Raw genomic sequence first — 18,226 nt, forward strand, 5'->3', positions numbered from 1 at the left:
GTCGTGAATACAGGAACGTTATATGTAATACAAAAAAACATATTTGAAAGCTGACTCAATGAAGGGGGAGTGCCTTCAAGTTTTGCGCTATACTACAAAGTAATAAGAGGAGGGGTTTTATGAAATTATTACTAGATACTATCACTTTCAATTCGTATGCATCGTATAGTGAAAATAAATATAATCACAGCTTTCAAAATAACATGAATATAGAACCATTAGTCAACTTTTTGGATCATAACACAGGAAGCATGTTTTTACATTCAGCAACACTCTATGAGTTATTCATCAAATGTATTAAAAATAAAAATATACAGGTGCCCTTTAACCAAAATAAGCAAGTATCCATCAAACAATTTTTGGATGACTATAATTTTATGGCTAGAAGAAAAATCAGAATAGCAAATGATACGACTTGCTATTTTGATACAAACTTACTAATAGACCATTTACAAAAAGGGATCCCTTTTTCAATGGATTATTACATCGATCAGAAAATTAGCTACGAGACTTATCGCATAGGCTTTTTTTATAGTTTGGTTATTATTATTTGCGGAGAGTTCTTGTTTGAAAAACATGGAGACACAGTTGATAATAACTTGTTTTATAATTTCATGAATTCATTAAACCTATTTATGCAATATAAAATTGCGAACTTATTAGAAGAATACTATTATAATGAGCAACAAAAAGATTTTTCAAAAAAAGCTCTTGATTCTACTTTATATTTTGTTTTAACACAGTTCGAAAAATGTGTAAAACTAAAATCAACTTTAAATTTGGATGCCGAAGGTGTAATTGAATTTTTAGTTTCATTATTTGAGACATTAGATTTAGAATTCTTGGAAGATGAAGCAGGAGTAAATAAAGCTCATGAAATTATCTCTCCGATCAATAATCCTGCTTTTATACAAAAAAAATAAATGAAAAAGTTAACTCCGTAATGGAGGAAATGATCAATAATAATCTTCCTTCTCTAAGCAAAACGGAGATGCGCTATATCACTTATCTATTAGAAAAGCTATTTTTAAATAAATATAAAATTACTAAAAATGACTTTTCAGATTTTTTGATTCTATCTAGCTGTGACCCTCTTTCTGAAAAAGAAGATATTGTTTTTATCACTTTTGATGCTCGATTGAAAAAATTTATTGAAGAAAATGAAATCTATTACGATGAAGATATCTATAACTTATTTTACATTCAAAAATAGAAACATACGAAAATAAGTTGTTTTTTAAAGCGTGTATGCAAACTACGAGCAGGCTTTCATTAAATGTATGAATATCTGGGTTTTATTGTTATAAATTACGATAAGACCTTCAATTTTGTCTCGCTGGCCGATAAGTTTGTATACACGCCTTAATCAAAAACCATAGACTTGTAGATGGAGATAAATGTATTAGAGTAGTTTGTTATGCTGTTTCTACTCCCATTAAATGGATACCTAATTAGAATTGTTAACAGCAGAAGGCAAACACACAGAGCAAGATATTAAAGAGTAAATTATAAGACGTCCGGAATAAAGCTCGGTGTCTTATTTTATATCTTTTGGTATTTTTAAATAAGACCTGTACTACATAACAATATATTCACGCTGCGGGCATACGCCCTGGGCCCGGCAGTCGCCAGACACCCAGCATACGCTGGGTCGTGAATACAGGAACGTTATGCGTAATTACTATAAAATAAAAGAAGATAGAAGAATTAAAGAATCACTGTGCATTATAAACATAACAATATCAAGCGAAACTCAAAAAGATAAGAGGTGTTCAATATGAAAAAGTATTTAATGGTATGTGATGAATCCGGGAACTGTGGCCCAAATGCATTGAATAAACAAGAACCGTTCTATGTAGTAACAGGATGGCTTATTCAAGAAAGCAAGAAGAATGAAAGTGTAAAAATAATAAATCAAATTCTAAGCAAGCGTTCTGCTACTGAACTAAAAAGTACTCATTTAATGAAGAATAAAAAAGGCCAAAAGATGGCATATGACTTGATTAAAAATATGATCGAAATAGGTAATTTACCTGTAATATCTATACTTGAATTTAGGTTCGCTATAGTAATGAGAATAATTGAGTTCGTATTTTCCCCAGTTTATAACAGTTTCGTGCCTGATGAATTTGAGGATGATATCGTGAGAAAACAAATATTTTCAATTATTTTATATGAGATTCCAGATGAATTGTTGGATGCTTTTTTTAAAGCTTATAGATCTTATGATGCGTTAAGTATTCATGAAAGTCTAAAAAATATAATAAAATATGAAGCTTTTGATTTCGTCAAAATCGATAAATTGTTAAAAGAGCGCTTTATACAAGAAGAAGGCAACTCGAAAAAATATGTGAATCTGATAAGAAAGTATCTAAGTGTAGACATACCTGAATTATTAGAAAATTGTGAAGATCAAAAAGACACAGACAAGTCCTGGCCAAATGGAGTTTTAGCAACTTTTAATTTGCCTATGCTAGTTATTCTTTTACAAACAGCTCAAAACTTATGTGAAGATAATGACATGATCATTTCAGAATTTGTTCATGATCAAAGTAAAGAATTCTCGACAGGTTACTTAAACGTTTTTGAGATGTTTGCAAGAAATTCTGAAGATTTCGAAATGAATTTTAATGATGGATCTAAGCTTATAATTTCTGATAAATATATTGAAAGCGATCTATATTTTGAAGACTCTAAAATGAATACTTTAGTTCAAGCTGCTGATGTTTTTGCCGGATCTTTAACAAAATGTTTAAAAGATAAAAATATTTTGCCCGAGCTATATGATTTGATAATCCCATTTTTAGCTGCGTGTCAATCTCCATTTGCACTTTGTGTCCCACGAGTATCCCCTCAGAGACAAGGTGAAATATTTAAATTGTTAGGTGACATGGATAACATAAGATCTTTTCATAGTAAATTGAAATTTTGATAGCAGATTTAGATGTAAGGAGAATGAACAGAGTAACGAATTTTGATTTAGTTAATAATAAAAGGCTCAAAACCAAAACTAGTGGTTGACTACGATCTGATCTTTGATCGTTTCTGGAAAGCCCATCACTACAGTGTGGTAATTTAGAAAACCGATCTATTTCACTGTCAACCACTAATTTTAAGATTGAGCCCAATAAAAGGTGTGAAGAATAATTGTGTTATCAAATTTGAAGAAGACAGTAACTACGCATAACATAATATTCATGCTGTGGCTCCGATGGAGCCTTGGTCTGCGGGAAGGAATTCAGAGTATTTCAGCAGACAACCCCTTTGGATTTCATGAATACAGGAACGTTACGCGAAAGTAATGTGAAAACACTATAAAGAAAGACGTGATTGAATGCCTTATACAATAGATCAATGGAATAACAGGATTAGCGGGAGAACAGACCTCACTACTTATATTACTCATTTAACTAGAGCAAAAGGTGAATTGAAGACAGGTCAAGTCTTAATGAAAATATTAAAGGAGGGAAAAATTATTGGGAGTAAACCCGGTTCCCCAGGATTTATTGTAGGAGATAACCCCGCAGTTTGTTTTCAGGATACCCCTCCAGTTTCTCTAGTACAAAATATACTACATGAGCAAGGCTATAGAGAAAAACAAGTAGAAAGCGGTATGCCTAAGGAAAAAATAAAAGTTCGTTACTTGCCGGCAGGTATAGCATTTAGAAAAATCTATGCATATGAAAAAGGTGCTCGCCCTGCTATATATGAACAAACAGAAATAGCAAAGAAAATGTTACCTAAGGATGAACATTGGAGAATTGTTAATTTTAACTTAAGTGATAGATCAAATATTATTGACTGGACTCACGAGAGAGAATGGAGGATCAAAGGTGATTTTCAATTTGATATATCAGAGGCGGTACTACTAGTTTCTAATGAGAAAGCTTATAAATGGTTTGTGAATAACGATAAAGACGATTTGTTGAAGAAAATTGCAGGAATCGTTTGTCTAAGACCAATTATTTTTTGATTTTAAGGTATCCTTAGAAGACATTACCATCGCTTAACATTATATTCACGCTTAGGGCATACGCCCTCGGTCCGGCAGTATGACTTCAGGGAAGCAAAAGCGGCCGGACACACCTGGCAGCCGCCAGGCGTCGTGAATACGGGAACGTTATAAGAAATTACTGTGAAATCAAAAAAATAAATAATAGTAGTTTTATGGAGTGAAATAAATATGAGTATTGAAGAGTCAATAATTAGAAAACTGAGTAGCCATACTTATTTTAATTGTGAGAAACTTTTTATTAGAGGTTCTTATGCATTTAATCTACAAAATCAATATTCTGATTTTGATATTTTAGTAGTATCAGATGATTTTATTGATTTAGATATTGTTACAAGAAAAAGAATCTTACTTAAGAGCTTAGGAGAGAATGTAGAAATAAAAGTTGATGCTATTTGTCTTTCTCAAAAGGAATATTCTTATATTTTTAAAATTTCAACAGATGATTCACTAAATGAATTGAAAGAGGTGTCTTTATGAAAGAATTTTTAGAAACGAGTTTAAATGATCAGCTATTTTTATGTGAAAAATCATTAAAAATGGAGCCAAATAAGGCTCAGATAAAAGAACTTTGTGAACTTGCATTTTTATTAGAAGATATACAAGAAAACTTTACTTTAAGTGCAGAAAATCAAGTTTTATTAACAAGATTTTTAAAAAAAATAGCTAATCAAGTTTATATTCTTGATAAAATATTTTATTTTTATAGTCTTTATAAATTGCCACAAGAGTTTTATAAAGCAACATCAGATTCAGTTGGACGTGCAACCTATAACGTAAATATTGATATTAATATAATGAGACTTCAGATGAGGGAAGGTATGGTACATGGAAGCTCAGAAGATGAGTATTTTTTTACAAGAGGAGACTCTGGATTAGTACGTGGAATGAATAACTTACTTGATCATAACAATGAAATGGATATACTTGTACCTGCTTTCTATACGGTTCTTAATTATTTGCAAGCTATGGTGGAATATCTTAAAACAGAGCCGAAATTATATAGAGATAAAGCAACTGACTTAGCGGTCAAATGCTTGAATATTGTTAAAAGGTTTGTAGAAAAAGAAGGAATGGCAGTTCAATTAGATAGCAACCCTCAGTTGAACTTGTTCTTAATATCAACAATAAAGTATTGCGAAGATTATAGTAAAAAAGAAATAAACTTTATTCGAAAAGAGGTGAACAATTTAGAAGATATAAAATCTATTGTTAAAAAAATATGGGGATACTTTAGTCTTATAAACGTTGACTTCGAGTACTTCAAGGATAAATTCCCAGATGACTTCTGGAATGTTCTTATAGATAAATATAGTGATTTTAAGTTTATTGAAAAAGTTATAGTCCTTAGAAATTGTAGTGCTATTCTCAAACACGAAAATAATGTTGAATTAACGAACCTAAGAATTCCTGTTGTCGAAGAATACGAGATTAACGAATGGTTTACTATGGATAATTATTTCAAGGACTATGGTAAACATAATGCAACCGAATTGACTGAAGAGGATAAACAAAAAATTTTAAATTATAACGACGAAGAACTTCGAGAAGCAGTTGCTCAAATAATTATAAATATAGATAAATCAATTGTAGATAGAGAAAAAGTTAAGCCTCATGGTGTGTACGAGATATCAGATATGGAATTGCCTATTAAAAAAGTTGGGACCAATAAAGTTAATTATCTTTGTATGCCTTTTAAATCTGGACAAGAGATTAAAAAGAAAGTAACTGAGGATGTAACATATCAAGTGTATAGACCATTTGCTAATTTTGGTAATAAAGCTGTGGTAGTGTTTGTTTCTCCTTGCGAAGGAACAGAACCATTTTACAATGCGATCAAACGTGCAACTGCAAATCTAAATTGGACAATACACACACTTATGGGAGATAACTTGATGAAGCTTTTGAAATACAACTCCGTGATTTAATAATATTAAAGTCTTTATAATATATTTGATTATAATAGTGAATTCTTATAACAATATATTCACGCTTTAGACATTCGTCCTGGGTCCGGCATACGCCGGACACCCAGCATATGCTGGGTCGTGAATACAGGAACGTTATACGACAGAATCAAAAACAATAGGAAAGAGGATCATATGATCCTCTAAATGTTAGAATTTTTCAATTCACTAAAGAGTTGTAGAGCGTCTTTGAAACCTTGTATGTAGATGCTTCTTTCTAAGATGGATTGGAGAGATATTTGAGCATCTTCGTACAGAAAAACCGTATGTTGAAGTTGATCGGGTAACGCTTCACGAAGTGTTCTAAAGTATCGATCTGTTTCCGAAGAAAGCTGATTGTACTCCGTATGATACTCCAGAAGCTCAGCAAAGAGTAATTCTAAACGTATTCTTATAAGTGGCTCTGTCAATGATTCTAATGTATTAATCATATGTTCTTCCTCCTTTAATTAACTCCATAAAGTTATTATATAACCTTATAGGGTTAATTTCAAGGTGAATATTTGACTTTGTAGAGTTAAATCTTTGCTTTTCGTTGATGATTATTGATATGGGAGATAAGATAGAATTATGGAGGGGAAAAGATGACCGTAATCAAGTGTAATATAAGGGAACTCATGGCAGAACATCGAATAGATGATATAACAGAATTGATGGCGAAATCGGGATTGAGTCGGAATTCAATTAATAAGCTATATAGGGAAACGAATATAGAAACAACAAAGCTGGAGACTTTATTCAAGCTTTGCGATACATTTAACTGTAAATTATCTGATTTGATTGAATATCTACCTGGAGATAATCAATAGTGAGGGCACTGAATCCGTCGTATAACATAATATTCAAGCAGCGGGCTCCTTCGGAGCCTTGGTCTGCGGATGGATTTCGGGGAGGAATTTCAGCAGACAACCCCTTCGGGGTTCATGAATACAGAAACGTTATACGCCATGTTTCTAAAGAATTAATAAAGGAGATTGTGAGATGATTTGGAACTCCCACATTTGGAAAGCGGAATTAATTAAGGAATTGAGAAATTTCAAAAAATATCTCAAACAAATAAAATTCTCAAAATATGATACTGAACACTTTGTAATGGGGCTTGAGAAGTTTCATTTTCTTTGCAGTTTTATTATTAGAAAACTTGTTGAAAATGGAAAGTTAAGTGATGAATTACTTTCTAAAAATTACAAGTGTGGAAAATATCAAAGAATACAAAATGAGAAAAAAATAGATTTGCTAAATCTTATTGATTACGGTGAATTCTACGATTTAATGAATTGTTTAAACAGTTCACTTACAATTAAACAAATGTGCAATTCATTTATACATAGTTTTATTTTCTTTCCAACGTTTGATGAAGAAAATGGAATGGAGTATAGTGGAGTATTTATAAATTCTGATTTTGATAAAGATAAACATCTTTATCATATAGATTATGGAATTATTGTTGAAATGATAGATGATATAGTTAAAGACGATATTATCTCTATTCAATTCGATAGAACAAGTGGAAAAGTTAGAAGATCTAAAGAGACAATTGAAGGGTATATCGACGAAGAGAAACACGGCGTATAACACCGTATTTAAGCAGCGGGCCATACGGCCCTTGGTCTGCCAGTAGCTAATACAAGGAAGTGAACTCAGATAGACAATCCTGCGAGGCTAAGTCTACGACCCGGGCGCAAACGCCCTTAAACCCCTCGGATTCGTGAATACAAGAACGTTACATGAAATATCTATAAAGAATATTTAGGCACCTATTTTAGTTTGGAGGGAACCTTTATGGTTAGGACTAGTAAAAATTTTAAAGAAGGTTTGTATGTACTTTCTCAAGCGACCGAGCCGAAAGAGCTGTTTGAAGCTTGGGCAATTATGGGGAATTCTAATGATACAAGTGCTATCGTTTCGCTAGATAATTATCACAGAAGTGGTTATCCAAATGGCATAAAAAAACTTATTGAATCTGAGAATAGCCATTTCATTCCTTATTTTTCAACTGATAAATTGTACTTCATAGAGAATGAATTAAACAGGGAAATGATTATGAATGGGAGTGCTGATACAACATTCAAAGTAGATTATTCAATAATGTTAGATACTAACTATGCCAGTTACATTGATAATTTTGTCAGAAATAATGAATGGTCAACAATGAATAACGAGGTATTTCAAGTTATAGATGTACTTATCCGGGGAGGGTACAATTACGACTATTTATTTTATATGATTGAAAATTATAAAAACTCCTTCAAATTAGAAGGGGTAGAAGATGAATCTATCAGAAAAGATAAAAGAGCAAAGTTGTATAGGAATTTGGTTAGTCTAGAGCTTTTTAAAAGTATTGATCAACAAAAGTATATAGAGAAAGGCATCATCTCTTATACAATTACTGAAACAGAGGCTTTTCTTCTTGCCGATCAAATTTTTAATGGAACATTTAATGCCAGTAGCATTGAAGGAATGATGAGTATATTTAAGAATCTTCATCAGTGCATGATCCTATTACTCATTGGTATCTTGATTAATAAATTCGAAAATAAAGCAGGTGTTCCAAAAAAAATAGACAATTTATTTAAGTTTATTAATGATGAGCTGGGAATTTATTATGAAAGAGAATTTATTGTAGCACACAAGTATTTTATGAATTCAAAAAACGTTAATATGCTCAATAAATTTAATAAAGGTATGAAGACTGAAAAATTATTTCGCCAGATCGAAAATATAGCCTGGGATTTTTCAGTCCCACGTATTATGGAGTATTTTCTTAAGCGAGGGGGAGAAGGTCGTTTTTTCATTCCGTTTTTTTTAACTAATGATTTTAATTTAAGACAGCTATTGAGTTTGTTTAAAGTGAAAGGAGTGATATTTGATAAAAAAGGGGATCTATTTATACCTCTTCCTGTTGTTAATACCAGTGATTACTTTGAGGAGCATAAATGTAATATTGAAATTTATTTTACTGATGATATTAAGGAAAAAAGAGAAAAGGTTTATCAAAGAAATGTTGAAGAACATTTTGGCATTATTAAAGAAAGCTTTGAAAGATTAGTAAAGATTTTAGAATAACTCGAGTATTTCAGTGATGTAGATACTTCATGTAACATAATATTCACGCTGCGGGCATACGCCCTGGGTCCGGCAGGAGCCGGACACCTCAGCATTCGCTGAGGTCGTGAATACAGGAACGTTATAAGAAATCGGCATGAATAATTATAAAATAACACATTAGGAGGACAGGATGTTACGTTTTATTGACGATGAAACAAAAACAAAGACCCATGAATTATTATCTTATTTCAAGAAATTTCGTATTGACTTTGACTTTTTTGATATAGAAAGTTCTGAAGATTACGACGAAGATGTTGTTATTGATTTGGACTCAGAGATCAATTTTGGATTACCCTACTGTGACGATTATCCAGTAAAAACTTTGGGTGAGGTATTTGAGACAATTAAAGAAGTAAGAATGTCAAGGATTGATAATGACTATATCTATATTAGTCCCAAGCGAATTTTGCTAAGGGTGGACTCACTAAATAGAGAAAAGATAGTTGCTCTTGAAGAAAAAGTAGATGGAGTGTTTAGTACCTCTCTTATCATTAATAATCAAACCTTTTATTTTAATTTGATTGATGAACAAACAAACTTTGCAGTTGTAGTTACCGTTATGAATAACTACGATAAATATTTCCCACCAGTACTTTACGAAGATCTTTTCATTGAGGTAACATCAGAAATACAAATTAATGAAGCATTAATTGATGACTTAATTCAAGCGTATATGTTTGAGTTGAGTTCGTCATTGAATATTAAATTATTTGTTTCTCCAAGACCTGTATATTATGAATTGGAGTATGAATTACAAGAAGGCGAAGAGAATGTTAGGCTCCGTCCTTTAGTTGCTGGAAAGGGAAATAAGGAACTTTATCAAATTTATAATGCATGCGCCAGTATTGAAGATCCAGAAATTTTGGTTCTTATGTATACAAAAGTTATAGAGTATGTTTCTCAAACGGTGGTTAGAAGAGAATTATTAGAATCAGTAATGACGAAACTATATAGCCCAAAAACATTGAGTCCTGATGCAAATTATGTGCTCGAATTAGAGAAGTTGTTTGATGATCTGGGGAATTATAGGAAAGACAAAGAAGCTATTAGAATCACAATTGAAGTATGTTGTGATGTGGTAGAACTAAAAGAGCATGCACCAAGATATTTGAAAAATATCAACAAAATGAATATACAAAGCACAAGAGAAGAAAAGAAGCAATCATTACTAGAGTTATCAAATGCAATTTCAGATACAAGAAATATGATCGCTCATGCAAAAACTAATTACAAAAATAAGGGATACGAGTGTCCAAAAGATGAAATGAAACAATTCTCAACTTGTTTAAAAATAGTTGCTGATCAAGTAATACGATGGTTTTCAAGACAACATGATGATTCAAAGGTCATCTAAAATGAAAGTATTTCAATGAAGCCGTCGACTCCTTATAACATCCTATTCACGTAGCGTCACTACATTCCTTGGTCTGCCGTTGGAGACAACTCCTGGCGGAGTTCGTGAATAGGGAAAAACGTTATAGGAAATCAGCGTAAAAATTAAATATCAAAATCAATATTGTTAGTTACTTATTGAATTGTTTTTTTACGTTAATGGTCAAACGGAGGTAGACTATGAATGAGAACGAAATGCTTGTTTATCATATTGTGACTAGGAAAGAAATGAGTCCTGGACAGATTATCAATTTTGACAAAAACCAGAAGAACAACCTGTATCATTTCTTTTTTGAGAAGACATATACAAATAATAACGGTGAAGATATTTTTAAGATTTTACATGATCATTATTCAAATGAAGGATTGAAGCTGGATAAAGAGAACGCTGCAGCAACGATGAAGTATGCAGGACAAACGATCAGATCTGTTAGAGAAGTAATAGTAGAAATGGTGAGATTACAAGAATATCCGGATTATCCTTCTAGATTGTCTTGCTTATATGCTGCGAGAAGTTATGAGGATGCTTTGAAATGGAAGGAGATATTTGATTCTTTTAATCGAAAGGTTTTGCAGATTGTTAAGCTACGAGTAACAGGGAGTTATTTTGAAGGTGATGGGAACCTATTACCAAAGGTAGACGGAGCATCATTTTTAAAAAAAATCGAACAGGCTAGAGAATATTGGAAGGGGAATGTAAAAAACGAACTTCCTGAGCTTCTGATTAATGGAAAAATTGAAGTTGTTGAAATAATTGATGATTTCACATTAGTATAATCTGAGTATTTCAAAGGAGACGCTGACATCCTATAACATCATATTCACGCATCGGAGCCTGGCGGCTGAGAAATTTGGGCGTCTTCGTAAAGAAAAACCGTATGTTGAAGTTGATCGGGCAAAGCATCATGAAGCGTTTTAAAATATTGATCTGTCTCCGAAGAAATCTGAGTGTACTCCTTATGACACTCCAGAAGCTCAGTATAGAGTAATTCTAAACGTATTCTTATAAGCGGCTCTGTTAATGATTCTAATGTATTAATCATATGTTATTCCTCCTCTGATTAACTCTATAGAGTCATTATATAACCTTATAAAGATAATTGCAAGGTGAATATTTGACTTTATAGAGTTAAAACTTCGCTTTTCGTTGATGATTGCTAATATGGAAGATAAGATAGAATTATGGAGGGGAAAAGATGAACGTAATCAAGTGCAATATACGAGAACTCATGGCAGAACATCGAATAGATGATATAACAGAATTGATGGCGAAATCGGGCTTAAGTCGGAATTCAATCAACAAGTTGTATAGGAGAACGAATATAGAAACAACAAAGCTAGAAACCTTAAGCTATGCGATACATTTAACTGCAAATTATCAGATTTAATTGAGTATGTACCCAAAGAAAACCAATAGGTGAAGGCAGATTCGAGAAGTGATTCCATCGTATAACATAATATTCAAGCTGCGGCTCCTTTGGAGCCTTGGTCTGCGAATTAGGATTTTGAGAGGTATTTCAGTAGACAACTCCATTGGGTACATGAATGCAGAAACGTTATCCGAAAGAACCGAGTAATTTTATTGTACATCAAAGTTTTGAGTGCTCTGGTTTGGAGAAGCAGAGCAAAGCAGATGTACGGTTTGTTGACTGCATGTATTACGTTAATTTTTTCACCTAAAGCTAGCGAGGGCGCATGAATTACAACCTGAGAATATTTCATAAAGGAGCTAGGGATATGATTTGGATAGAGATGTCAAAGGACGAAGTACATGGGGGAGGAGAATGGGGATTTACAAAATGCCTTTGGTCACCAGCATATAAAATAGTAGGTGATACCAGACGTATATGGGCATATTGGGATAGTTTAATGCGTGTAAAAGAAGGGGACATTATCTTACATTTAAGAGGAGACTCAAATTCTAAATTCATCGGACATTCAATTGCTGAAACAGATGGCTTTATCACAACACTAAGACCACCTGATCCTGGACCAAATTGGAGTTACGCTGATACTTTTTATAGAGTAAATTTAAAAAAATTTGAACCATTTGATCAGACAATCGAATTAAGTACACTTTTTACTCAAAAAGAAAATCAATTGATGTATTATTTCAATGTAAATAAAGCTAAGAGTTCAGACGAAAAGAAACTTTTATTTTATGTAATTCAAAACGGAAATTTACGTAGACAAAATGGGGCATATCTATCTGAAGTGGATTCAGAATTATACAACATTTTATTTAGTAACAGTAGTATTAATACTACTGTTAGAGAAAGGTTGGTAATTGATCAGTCCAATACATATGAAAGTAAAAAAACTCTGCCTATTAGAATAGGGCAAAGTAATTTTTCTAAAAATGTTCGCGATAATTTTAATCATATTTGTTGTTTTCCAAATTGTGAAGTTGCTGATAGCAGTTTTCTGATTGGAGCTCATATTGCTAGATGGTCTGATAATTCAGAATCAAGAGGAGATACATCCAATGGATTGTGCCTTTGCTTATTTCATGATAAAGCATTTGAAATTGGCTTATTTACTTTAGATGATAACTTATCTGTTTCTATAGATATTGAAAGACTATCTTATTATCATAGTCCAATAAATCAGATAATAGAATCTAATGGTCAAGCTATTAAAGATTCTAAAATACCAATAAATATTAAATATCTAAGGCATCATTGGGCTAGAATTGGATATAGACCATGAAAATAGCTTATAAATAAAGTTATGGGGTACATTTAACTGCAAATTATATGATCTGATTGAATATGTACCTGGAGAAAATCAATAGTGAGGGCAGAGTCGAGAAGCGATTCCGTCGTATAACATAATATTCAAGCTGCGGCTCCGTTGGAGCCTTGGTCTGCGGGATGGATTTCGAAGAGGCATTTCAGCAGACAACCCTATTGGGGCTCATGAATACAGAAACGTTATGCGTAATTATTGCAATTCTAAAGCAGAAAGGAGAAATACAATGGATCAAATCAAATATCCGATTGGTCAATTTCAACCCAAAAACAATCTTTCAAATGATGAATAATAAATCTTATTAAACAAATTCCTGAACTAACTAAGCGATTAAATACATTGCTGATTGGTCTTGAACAATACCAATTGGAGACTCCGTATCGGCCGAATGGTTGGACAGTAAGGCAGGTCATACATCACTTAGCTGATAATGATATGAATGCGTACCTGAGATTTAAAAGAGGATTAACTGAAAATAATCCATTAGCAAATACATATAGAGAAGATCTGTGGGGAGAATTAATTGATTACAAGAAGTTGCCCGTAGAGAATTCGCTATCACTTATTGAAGTATTGCATCATCGCTTTTTGGTGTTGCTGAATGAACTTAGTATAGAAGACTATAAACGGACTATACAAACTGAAGTATTAGGAATAATTACATTAGAGACAGCTATACAAAGATTTATTTGGCACAACAAACACCATGCATCCCAAATCGAAAACCTAATAAGAAGAGAGGAATGGAAAGACATATAAGAGAGAGGATAATTGTAAGGAGTTCAAAGATGGCAGTAACAACGCATAACATAATATTCAAGCTGCGGCTCCTTTGGAGCCTGGGTCTGTGGGATGGATTCGGAGAGGAATTTCAGCAGACACCCCCTTCGGGGTTCATGAATACAGGAACGTTAGGCGAAACTGAGCTTAAGGAAGAAGGAACATAATGCAGTTAATACATAGAAGAGGCTGGGGAATATTCGAGGATGAAGAAGAGGTTTATTTTCACCTAATGGATGAAAAAGGTGAAGAGCTTGGTTATGCTAAGTGGTCCAATTCACAGGTTGATACTATTTCTAAACAAGAATACTTTTGTCATAAGTACGGTCCATACTATGTTGAAATTATGAATTACTTTCAGGACAATATAACTGATTCATGCAGGTCATTAGATGGCTCCGTCTATGTATCAAACTTCCAACAATCAGACATTCATAAGTTTGATAGTAACGGAAATCTAGAATTTATCCATCAAGATATGTTTGATACAGTCTATGGTTTTGCTGTTTCTGAGGATCTGATTTGGGTTGTTTACCCAACAAGGAATACAATAAAGTGTTATAACCTTAAAACATACAAAGAATTGTATTCTATAGGAGACATTGAAGGAACCTTATTTAACTTACCTGAAAGTATATACTTTTACGATGAACTTCTTTACGTCTGTGATATGGGAAATCAACGAATATGTACTATAGATCCGAAGAGTAAAGTAATAAGTTCTTATAAAGAATTTAGAGAACCGGTATGGGAATATATAAGATCTAATAACTATGAGATCGTAAGACTGAAGTCAGGAATTTTTCGGGTATAACTGTCTGCATTGCCTAACATCATATTCCTACTGCGGGGCATTCGCCCCTTGGTCGCCGGAGGCATTTCAAGGAGAGGATCCAGCTGACGTTGATTTCCCTAAGAAAGAGCTATCTAAGGGAAACCAACGTCAGGAATGTACATACGTTATACGACTGAATCAAAATGAAAAAGAGCCAGAAGGCTCTCATTCTAAAGATATATGTAATTCGTTATGCAGATGAAGAGCGTCCTTAAAACCTTGCAAATAAATTTCACGTTCTAAAATAGCTTGTACAGAAAGCTCAGCATCGTCGTAAAGGAATAGGGTCTTCTGTATATTCTCCGGTACTCCTTCATGTAACTGCTTGAAGTAGAGATTCCGTTCGGATGAAAATTGGTTGTAGCTGGAGTTGTTTTTGATAAGCTCGCCATATAAAGATTCAATTCGAGTATAAATCAGTGAATCAAGTAAGACTTCTAAAGAATTATGCATTTTAAACACCTTCCAATGTATTTGATTTTATGAATAAAAGTTCAACTTATTAAACATAATTTTATCATATCAAATAATTAAGTCAATACATGTTGAAGATGTTTTTGATAAAGAAAATATACTTTCATATAATTAAAGAAAAATTCACTTGATGTGTGAAAGGAATATCAGATGATTAGTTATAAACCATTTCAAAAATTATTGATCGACAGGGAGATTAAGAAGCAGGATTTATTGAAAATGACAGGTATTTCGTCTGCTACAATGGCGAAGCTCAATACGAACGAATATGTATCATTAGAAGTGATTGACAAATTATGTGCGGCTTTAGGGTGTCAGCCAGGAGATTTATTGGAACATATAGCAGGACAGTAACAGATTAGAATCAAGAATGCACGTTGGTTAATCGAAGAAGCAATTCCATCGCATAATATAATATTCAAGCAGCGGCTCCTTTGGAGCCTTGTCTGCGAGAAGGATTTTCGAAGAGGGATTTTAGCAGACAACCCTTTCGGGCTTCATGAATACGGAAACGTTTTCTGAAAGACTAGCATTTAAGAAAACAGGTGAATAGAATGCCATTAATTCATGAGTTTCTTATAGCTCCTAAAATTGGCTTTGAATTAAATCAAATTGTTAGGAATAACAATGGGAGAATTAATAAAAGTAAATCAGGTATCGATTATTTAGTTGAATTAGATGATGAATTCTTTCAGTATTTTTCAGATACATTAAAGTGGATACCAAATGAAACTGGAAATAGATTCGGGTTGAATTACTATGGGTTAACAGATATTTATCCAAATGGAGCGAGTGTACTAAAAAAAATTATTACAGGTTGGTATGAGATATTTAAAAATGCTCCAAATGAAATAAAGTTAACAGGGAATTATTTTTGGAGAGACCAAATCGATAAAGGTGAATATGAAAAAATTGAAGTAAGAAAAGCTAATTTATTAAAAATTCTCTCTGAACTAATTACCTTATGTAATCTAGTTGAAGATAATGACGACTTAATAATATTACATCTAGGGATTTGACACTTTGAATGAAGTACTAGTAAGTTATTAGGTGTCAAGCACAGAATCATATTCAGATAACACACGACCTGACCTAAAGTAAGCTATCTAGGGTCAGGTCACGTCATAGATACAGGAACGTTAGATGAAAGCACCCAAATAAATAAAACCATCTAAAAAGGATGCAAAGAAAAAATGATAAAATCTATTAGTGTTGATGAATGGAATGGGACCACATTCAATGAAGAAATAGTTATGAATCCTACATGGGGAGACACTTTAAGATTTTTAAGAAAACTCGATGGAGATAAATTTACATTAGTCTTTTTTGAGGTATCAGACACAGATTCAGCATTAGTTGGAGGCGGACCGGAATATTTCATAGTGTCTATTACAATTGATGGTAATATATATACTCTTATGAACGATAAACAGGGAAACAGAGAAATTCTTCTGGTTGTTGGTGGTCAGTTAGGAAATTATTGCGATAACATTTGTATAGAATTAATTCCTATGCTTGGAGTAATAAAGTATTACTATGAAACTAGAAAACTACTCGAAACACATAAATGGAAACAAGAATAATAATTACTTTGAACGCAACTCGAAGAAGTAGGTTTCATCATCTAACATCGAATTAAACGCATCGGAGCAGGACAAGCTCTACGCTTTGTCTGGAAGAGGCATTTCGGAGGAGCGGATTCACCGGACACATTCGACCTGTTAAGTCTGACGAGTCACCTTAAGTTGCTTGAACTTCAGAAATACCCAACGTTATGTGAAATCAACGGAATTATTTAAGAGGTAAACATGGGGGTTCCGCTTGGCGCTTTTTCTTACTCCACGTGCAAGTTGCAATAAAATGAACATGAAGTAGACGGAGCTGAGTGTCTACTTCATGTTCGCTTAAATTTTTAAAAACTGAATTACAGATGGATCAATGGATCTTTGGAGGTTCAGAATTCATCATATCGTTAAGCTGGGTCACAAAAACACCTTCGTTCGGGCCAGGGTGATTTCGAAACATTTTAGCTTCTTCCACCAGAACTTCGTCTGTATCCGTAACAAGTATCTTTATTGTTGCATCAATGAATGAAGTAAGTGGCATCGCCCGTGGTTCATCGTTGTTGCTTTGAACCCATGGGGGCACAATTTCTATTACTTTAACCGATGTGTCTTTAAGCAAGTACCTTTGAGACAGCGTATAGGTATGAAGTGCTGCCTTCGTCGCGGAGTATACAGCAGTTGTCGCTAACGGTACAAATCCAAGTATTGAAGTCGTGTTGATGACAACCGCTTCTTCTTTGGACTTCAAATGCTCGATGAATACAGAAGTCAACCGAATGGGACCTAGCAAGTTTGTAGTGACAGTCGAAATCAAAACATCCTCATCGATCACGCCCGCCGCGTCATCGGACTGTATGATGCCAGCGTTGTTAACCAAGACATTAACATCCGGGTATTCTTCGATTAACTGCTTGGCGGCCGCCTCTATGCGGGCAGGATCTTGTACATTCAATTCCACTGCGGACATGCCGGGATTCGCTTTGATCGTCTCCTCCAGACGCTCTTTACGTCGACCGGCGATAATAACTTTGTTTCCAAGATTGTGGAGAGCTTCTGCTAACGCACGTCAAATTCCCGAACCGCCGCCTGTAATAAAAATCGTGTTTCCTGTAAGTTTCAATTTTTAAACCCTCCTAATTCAATGTAAATTAAATTATCCAAAGATTGTAAAACAATAGATTTCATGATTATACTCCTCTAAAATTGAACATATGTTGAATCATCAACATAAATTTTATAAAGTGAATGTAACAGAGCGGTATATGGGGTTCAATGGTTAAAACAAGCGTGGTTGTTGATTTTTCAACAGAGGACTTCGAAATGTTCATTTTTTCGGATGGTG

20 protein-coding genes and 3 pseudogenes are annotated in these 18,226 nt (G+C 33.4%); 19 read left to right on the plus strand and 4 right to left on the minus strand.

Annotation, left to right across the window (positions count from 1 at the left end):
* Window positions 1-119: 119 nt before the first annotated feature.
* The 6 genes from WA407_RS13895 to WA407_RS13920 all read left to right on the plus strand — a co-directional run bounded on the left by WA407_RS13895 (window position 120) and on the right by WA407_RS13920 (window position 5,940).
* Window positions 120-923 (plus strand): hypothetical protein, encoded by an 804-nt coding sequence (locus WA407_RS13895; RefSeq protein ID WP_235309146.1) that lies wholly within the window; start codon window positions 120-122, stop codon window positions 921-923.
* A gap of 20 nt (window positions 924-943) precedes the next feature.
* Window positions 944-1,213, plus strand: coding sequence for a hypothetical protein (locus WA407_RS13900; protein ID WP_235309147.1), 270 nt, complete (start codon window positions 944-946; stop codon window positions 1,211-1,213).
* A 564-nt stretch (window positions 1,214-1,777) separates the two neighbouring features.
* Window positions 1,778-2,932, plus strand: a complete 1,155-nt coding sequence (locus WA407_RS13905) for a DUF3800 domain-containing protein (protein WP_235309149.1) — start codon at window positions 1,778-1,780, stop codon at window positions 2,930-2,932.
* A gap of 402 nt (window positions 2,933-3,334) precedes the next feature.
* Window positions 3,335-3,973: a DUF2971 domain-containing protein gene (locus WA407_RS13910; RefSeq protein ID WP_336077601.1), complete on the plus strand. Its 639-nt coding sequence runs from the start codon at window positions 3,335-3,337 to the stop codon at window positions 3,971-3,973.
* Between the two features lie 210 nt (window positions 3,974-4,183).
* Complete coding sequence (locus tag WA407_RS13915; RefSeq protein WP_235309153.1) at window positions 4,184-4,492, plus strand: nucleotidyltransferase domain-containing protein; 309 nt, start codon at window positions 4,184-4,186, stop codon at window positions 4,490-4,492.
* Window positions 4,489-5,940: a hypothetical protein gene (locus WA407_RS13920; RefSeq protein ID WP_336077602.1), complete on the plus strand. Its 1,452-nt coding sequence runs from the start codon at window positions 4,489-4,491 to the stop codon at window positions 5,938-5,940. The genes WA407_RS13915 and WA407_RS13920 overlap by 4 nt, the downstream gene beginning before the upstream one ends.
* 182 nt (window positions 5,941-6,122) lie before the next feature.
* Here WA407_RS13920 and WA407_RS13925 read toward each other — a convergent pair whose 3' ends face one another.
* The gene (locus WA407_RS13925; protein WP_023989605.1) at window positions 6,123-6,410 is read right to left on the minus strand and encodes a DUF6809 family protein; all 288 of its coding nucleotides are present in this window, start codon (window positions 6,408-6,410) and stop codon (window positions 6,123-6,125) included.
* 153 nt (window positions 6,411-6,563) lie between these two features.
* Between WA407_RS13925 and WA407_RS13930 the strand changes: the two genes are divergently transcribed.
* From WA407_RS13930 to WA407_RS13950, 5 genes are all read left to right on the plus strand, one after another.
* Window positions 6,564-6,788 (plus strand): helix-turn-helix domain-containing protein, encoded by a 225-nt coding sequence (locus tag WA407_RS13930; protein WP_069291285.1) that lies wholly within the window; start codon window positions 6,564-6,566, stop codon window positions 6,786-6,788.
* A gap of 172 nt (window positions 6,789-6,960) precedes the next feature.
* Window positions 6,961-7,554, plus strand: coding sequence for a hypothetical protein (locus WA407_RS13935; protein ID WP_336077603.1), 594 nt, complete (start codon window positions 6,961-6,963; stop codon window positions 7,552-7,554).
* Window positions 7,555-7,761: 207 nt separating this feature from the next.
* The gene (locus WA407_RS13940; protein WP_336077604.1) at window positions 7,762-9,045 is read left to right on the plus strand and encodes a hypothetical protein; all 1,284 of its coding nucleotides are present in this window, start codon (window positions 7,762-7,764) and stop codon (window positions 9,043-9,045) included.
* Window positions 9,046-9,217: 172 nt separating this feature from the next.
* On the plus strand, window positions 9,218-10,441 hold the full coding sequence (locus WA407_RS13945) for a hypothetical protein (protein WP_336077605.1): 1,224 nt from the start codon (window positions 9,218-9,220) through the stop codon (window positions 10,439-10,441).
* Between the two features lie 218 nt (window positions 10,442-10,659).
* Complete coding sequence (locus tag WA407_RS13950; RefSeq protein WP_336077606.1) at window positions 10,660-11,256, plus strand: DUF2441 domain-containing protein; 597 nt, start codon at window positions 10,660-10,662, stop codon at window positions 11,254-11,256.
* Between the two features lie 68 nt (window positions 11,257-11,324).
* Here the strand turns inward: WA407_RS13950 and WA407_RS13955 are convergent.
* Window positions 11,325-11,522 (minus strand): annotated as a pseudogene (locus WA407_RS13955) (hypothetical protein); the annotation flags it as partial.
* A 153-nt stretch (window positions 11,523-11,675) separates the two neighbouring features.
* Here WA407_RS13955 and WA407_RS13960 point away from each other — a divergent pair.
* The 5 genes and pseudogenes from WA407_RS13960 to WA407_RS13980 all read left to right on the plus strand — a co-directional run bounded on the left by WA407_RS13960 (window position 11,676) and on the right by WA407_RS13980 (window position 14,824).
* Window positions 11,676-11,896 (plus strand): annotated as a pseudogene (locus WA407_RS13960) (helix-turn-helix domain-containing protein).
* Window positions 11,897-12,216: 320 nt separating this feature from the next.
* Window positions 12,217-13,188: an HNH endonuclease gene (locus tag WA407_RS13965; RefSeq protein ID WP_235309168.1), complete on the plus strand. Its 972-nt coding sequence runs from the start codon at window positions 12,217-12,219 to the stop codon at window positions 13,186-13,188.
* Window positions 13,189-13,569: 381 nt separating this feature from the next.
* Entirely contained in the window at window positions 13,570-13,989 is a 420-nt protein-coding gene (locus WA407_RS13970; RefSeq protein WP_235309170.1) for a YfiT family bacillithiol transferase, read from the plus strand.
* Window positions 13,990-14,018: 29 nt separating this feature from the next.
* Window positions 14,019-14,177 (plus strand): hypothetical protein, encoded by a 159-nt coding sequence (locus tag WA407_RS13975; protein ID WP_235309172.1) that lies wholly within the window; start codon window positions 14,019-14,021, stop codon window positions 14,175-14,177.
* Window positions 14,177-14,824: a hypothetical protein gene (locus WA407_RS13980; RefSeq protein WP_336077607.1), complete on the plus strand. Its 648-nt coding sequence runs from the start codon at window positions 14,177-14,179 to the stop codon at window positions 14,822-14,824. The genes WA407_RS13975 and WA407_RS13980 overlap by 1 nt, the downstream gene beginning before the upstream one ends.
* Window positions 14,825-15,010: 186 nt before the next feature.
* Here WA407_RS13980 and WA407_RS13985 read toward each other — a convergent pair whose 3' ends face one another.
* Complete coding sequence (locus WA407_RS13985; protein ID WP_010345193.1) at window positions 15,011-15,298, minus strand: hypothetical protein; 288 nt, start codon at window positions 15,296-15,298, stop codon at window positions 15,011-15,013.
* Between the two features lie 171 nt (window positions 15,299-15,469).
* Here WA407_RS13985 and WA407_RS13990 point away from each other — a divergent pair, with 171 nt between their 5' ends.
* The 3 genes from WA407_RS13990 (at window position 15,470) to WA407_RS14000 (ending at window position 16,902) form a co-directional block, all read left to right on the plus strand.
* Window positions 15,470-15,673 (plus strand): helix-turn-helix domain-containing protein, encoded by a 204-nt coding sequence (locus WA407_RS13990; protein WP_235309176.1) that lies wholly within the window; start codon window positions 15,470-15,472, stop codon window positions 15,671-15,673.
* Between the two features lie 200 nt (window positions 15,674-15,873).
* The gene (locus WA407_RS13995; protein WP_336077608.1) at window positions 15,874-16,338 is read left to right on the plus strand and encodes a hypothetical protein; all 465 of its coding nucleotides are present in this window, start codon (window positions 15,874-15,876) and stop codon (window positions 16,336-16,338) included.
* Window positions 16,339-16,512: 174 nt separating this feature from the next.
* Window positions 16,513-16,902, plus strand: a complete 390-nt coding sequence (locus tag WA407_RS14000) for a hypothetical protein (RefSeq protein ID WP_336077609.1) — start codon at window positions 16,513-16,515, stop codon at window positions 16,900-16,902.
* 352 nt (window positions 16,903-17,254) lie between these two features.
* Here the strand turns inward: WA407_RS14000 and WA407_RS14005 are convergent.
* Window positions 17,255-18,004 (minus strand): annotated as a pseudogene (locus WA407_RS14005) (SDR family oxidoreductase).
* Window positions 18,005-18,226 lie beyond the last annotated feature (222 nt).

The sequence above is a fragment of the Paenibacillus sp. 203 genome (assembly GCF_037027525.1).
GTDB lineage: Bacteria > Bacillota > Bacilli > Paenibacillales > Paenibacillaceae > Paenibacillus > Paenibacillus polymyxa_B.

Coding starts and splice junctions, on each gene's coding strand:
- WA407_RS13945 (WP_336077605.1), top strand. CDS start 9,218: ATGTTACGTTTTATTGACGATGAAACAAAAACAAAGACCCATGAATTA.
- WA407_RS13995 (WP_336077608.1), top strand. CDS start 15,874: ATGCCATTAATTCATGAGTTTCTTATAGCTCCTAAAATTGGCTTTGAA.
- WA407_RS13905 (WP_235309149.1), top strand. CDS start 1,778: ATGAAAAAGTATTTAATGGTATGTGATGAATCCGGGAACTGTGGCCCA.
- WA407_RS13975 (WP_235309172.1), top strand. CDS start 14,019: ATGGCAGTAACAACGCATAACATAATATTCAAGCTGCGGCTCCTTTGG.
- WA407_RS13920 (WP_336077602.1), top strand. CDS start 4,489: ATGAAAGAATTTTTAGAAACGAGTTTAAATGATCAGCTATTTTTATGT.
- WA407_RS13925 (WP_023989605.1), bottom strand. CDS start 6,410: ATGATTAATACATTAGAATCATTGACAGAGCCACTTATAAGAATACGT.
- WA407_RS13985 (WP_010345193.1), bottom strand. CDS start 15,298: ATGCATAATTCTTTAGAAGTCTTACTTGATTCACTGATTTATACTCGA.
- WA407_RS13930 (WP_069291285.1), top strand. CDS start 6,564: ATGACCGTAATCAAGTGTAATATAAGGGAACTCATGGCAGAACATCGA.
- WA407_RS13935 (WP_336077603.1), top strand. CDS start 6,961: ATGATTTGGAACTCCCACATTTGGAAAGCGGAATTAATTAAGGAATTG.
- WA407_RS13910 (WP_336077601.1), top strand. CDS start 3,335: ATGCCTTATACAATAGATCAATGGAATAACAGGATTAGCGGGAGAACA.
- WA407_RS13965 (WP_235309168.1), top strand. CDS start 12,217: ATGATTTGGATAGAGATGTCAAAGGACGAAGTACATGGGGGAGGAGAA.
- WA407_RS13915 (WP_235309153.1), top strand. CDS start 4,184: ATGAGTATTGAAGAGTCAATAATTAGAAAACTGAGTAGCCATACTTAT.
- WA407_RS14000 (WP_336077609.1), top strand. CDS start 16,513: ATGATAAAATCTATTAGTGTTGATGAATGGAATGGGACCACATTCAAT.
- WA407_RS13950 (WP_336077606.1), top strand. CDS start 10,660: ATGAATGAGAACGAAATGCTTGTTTATCATATTGTGACTAGGAAAGAA.
- WA407_RS13980 (WP_336077607.1), top strand. CDS start 14,177: ATGCAGTTAATACATAGAAGAGGCTGGGGAATATTCGAGGATGAAGAA.
- WA407_RS13900 (WP_235309147.1), top strand. CDS start 944: ATGGAGGAAATGATCAATAATAATCTTCCTTCTCTAAGCAAAACGGAG.
- WA407_RS13940 (WP_336077604.1), top strand. CDS start 7,762: ATGGTTAGGACTAGTAAAAATTTTAAAGAAGGTTTGTATGTACTTTCT.
- WA407_RS13990 (WP_235309176.1), top strand. CDS start 15,470: ATGATTAGTTATAAACCATTTCAAAAATTATTGATCGACAGGGAGATT.
- WA407_RS13895 (WP_235309146.1), top strand. CDS start 120: ATGAAATTATTACTAGATACTATCACTTTCAATTCGTATGCATCGTAT.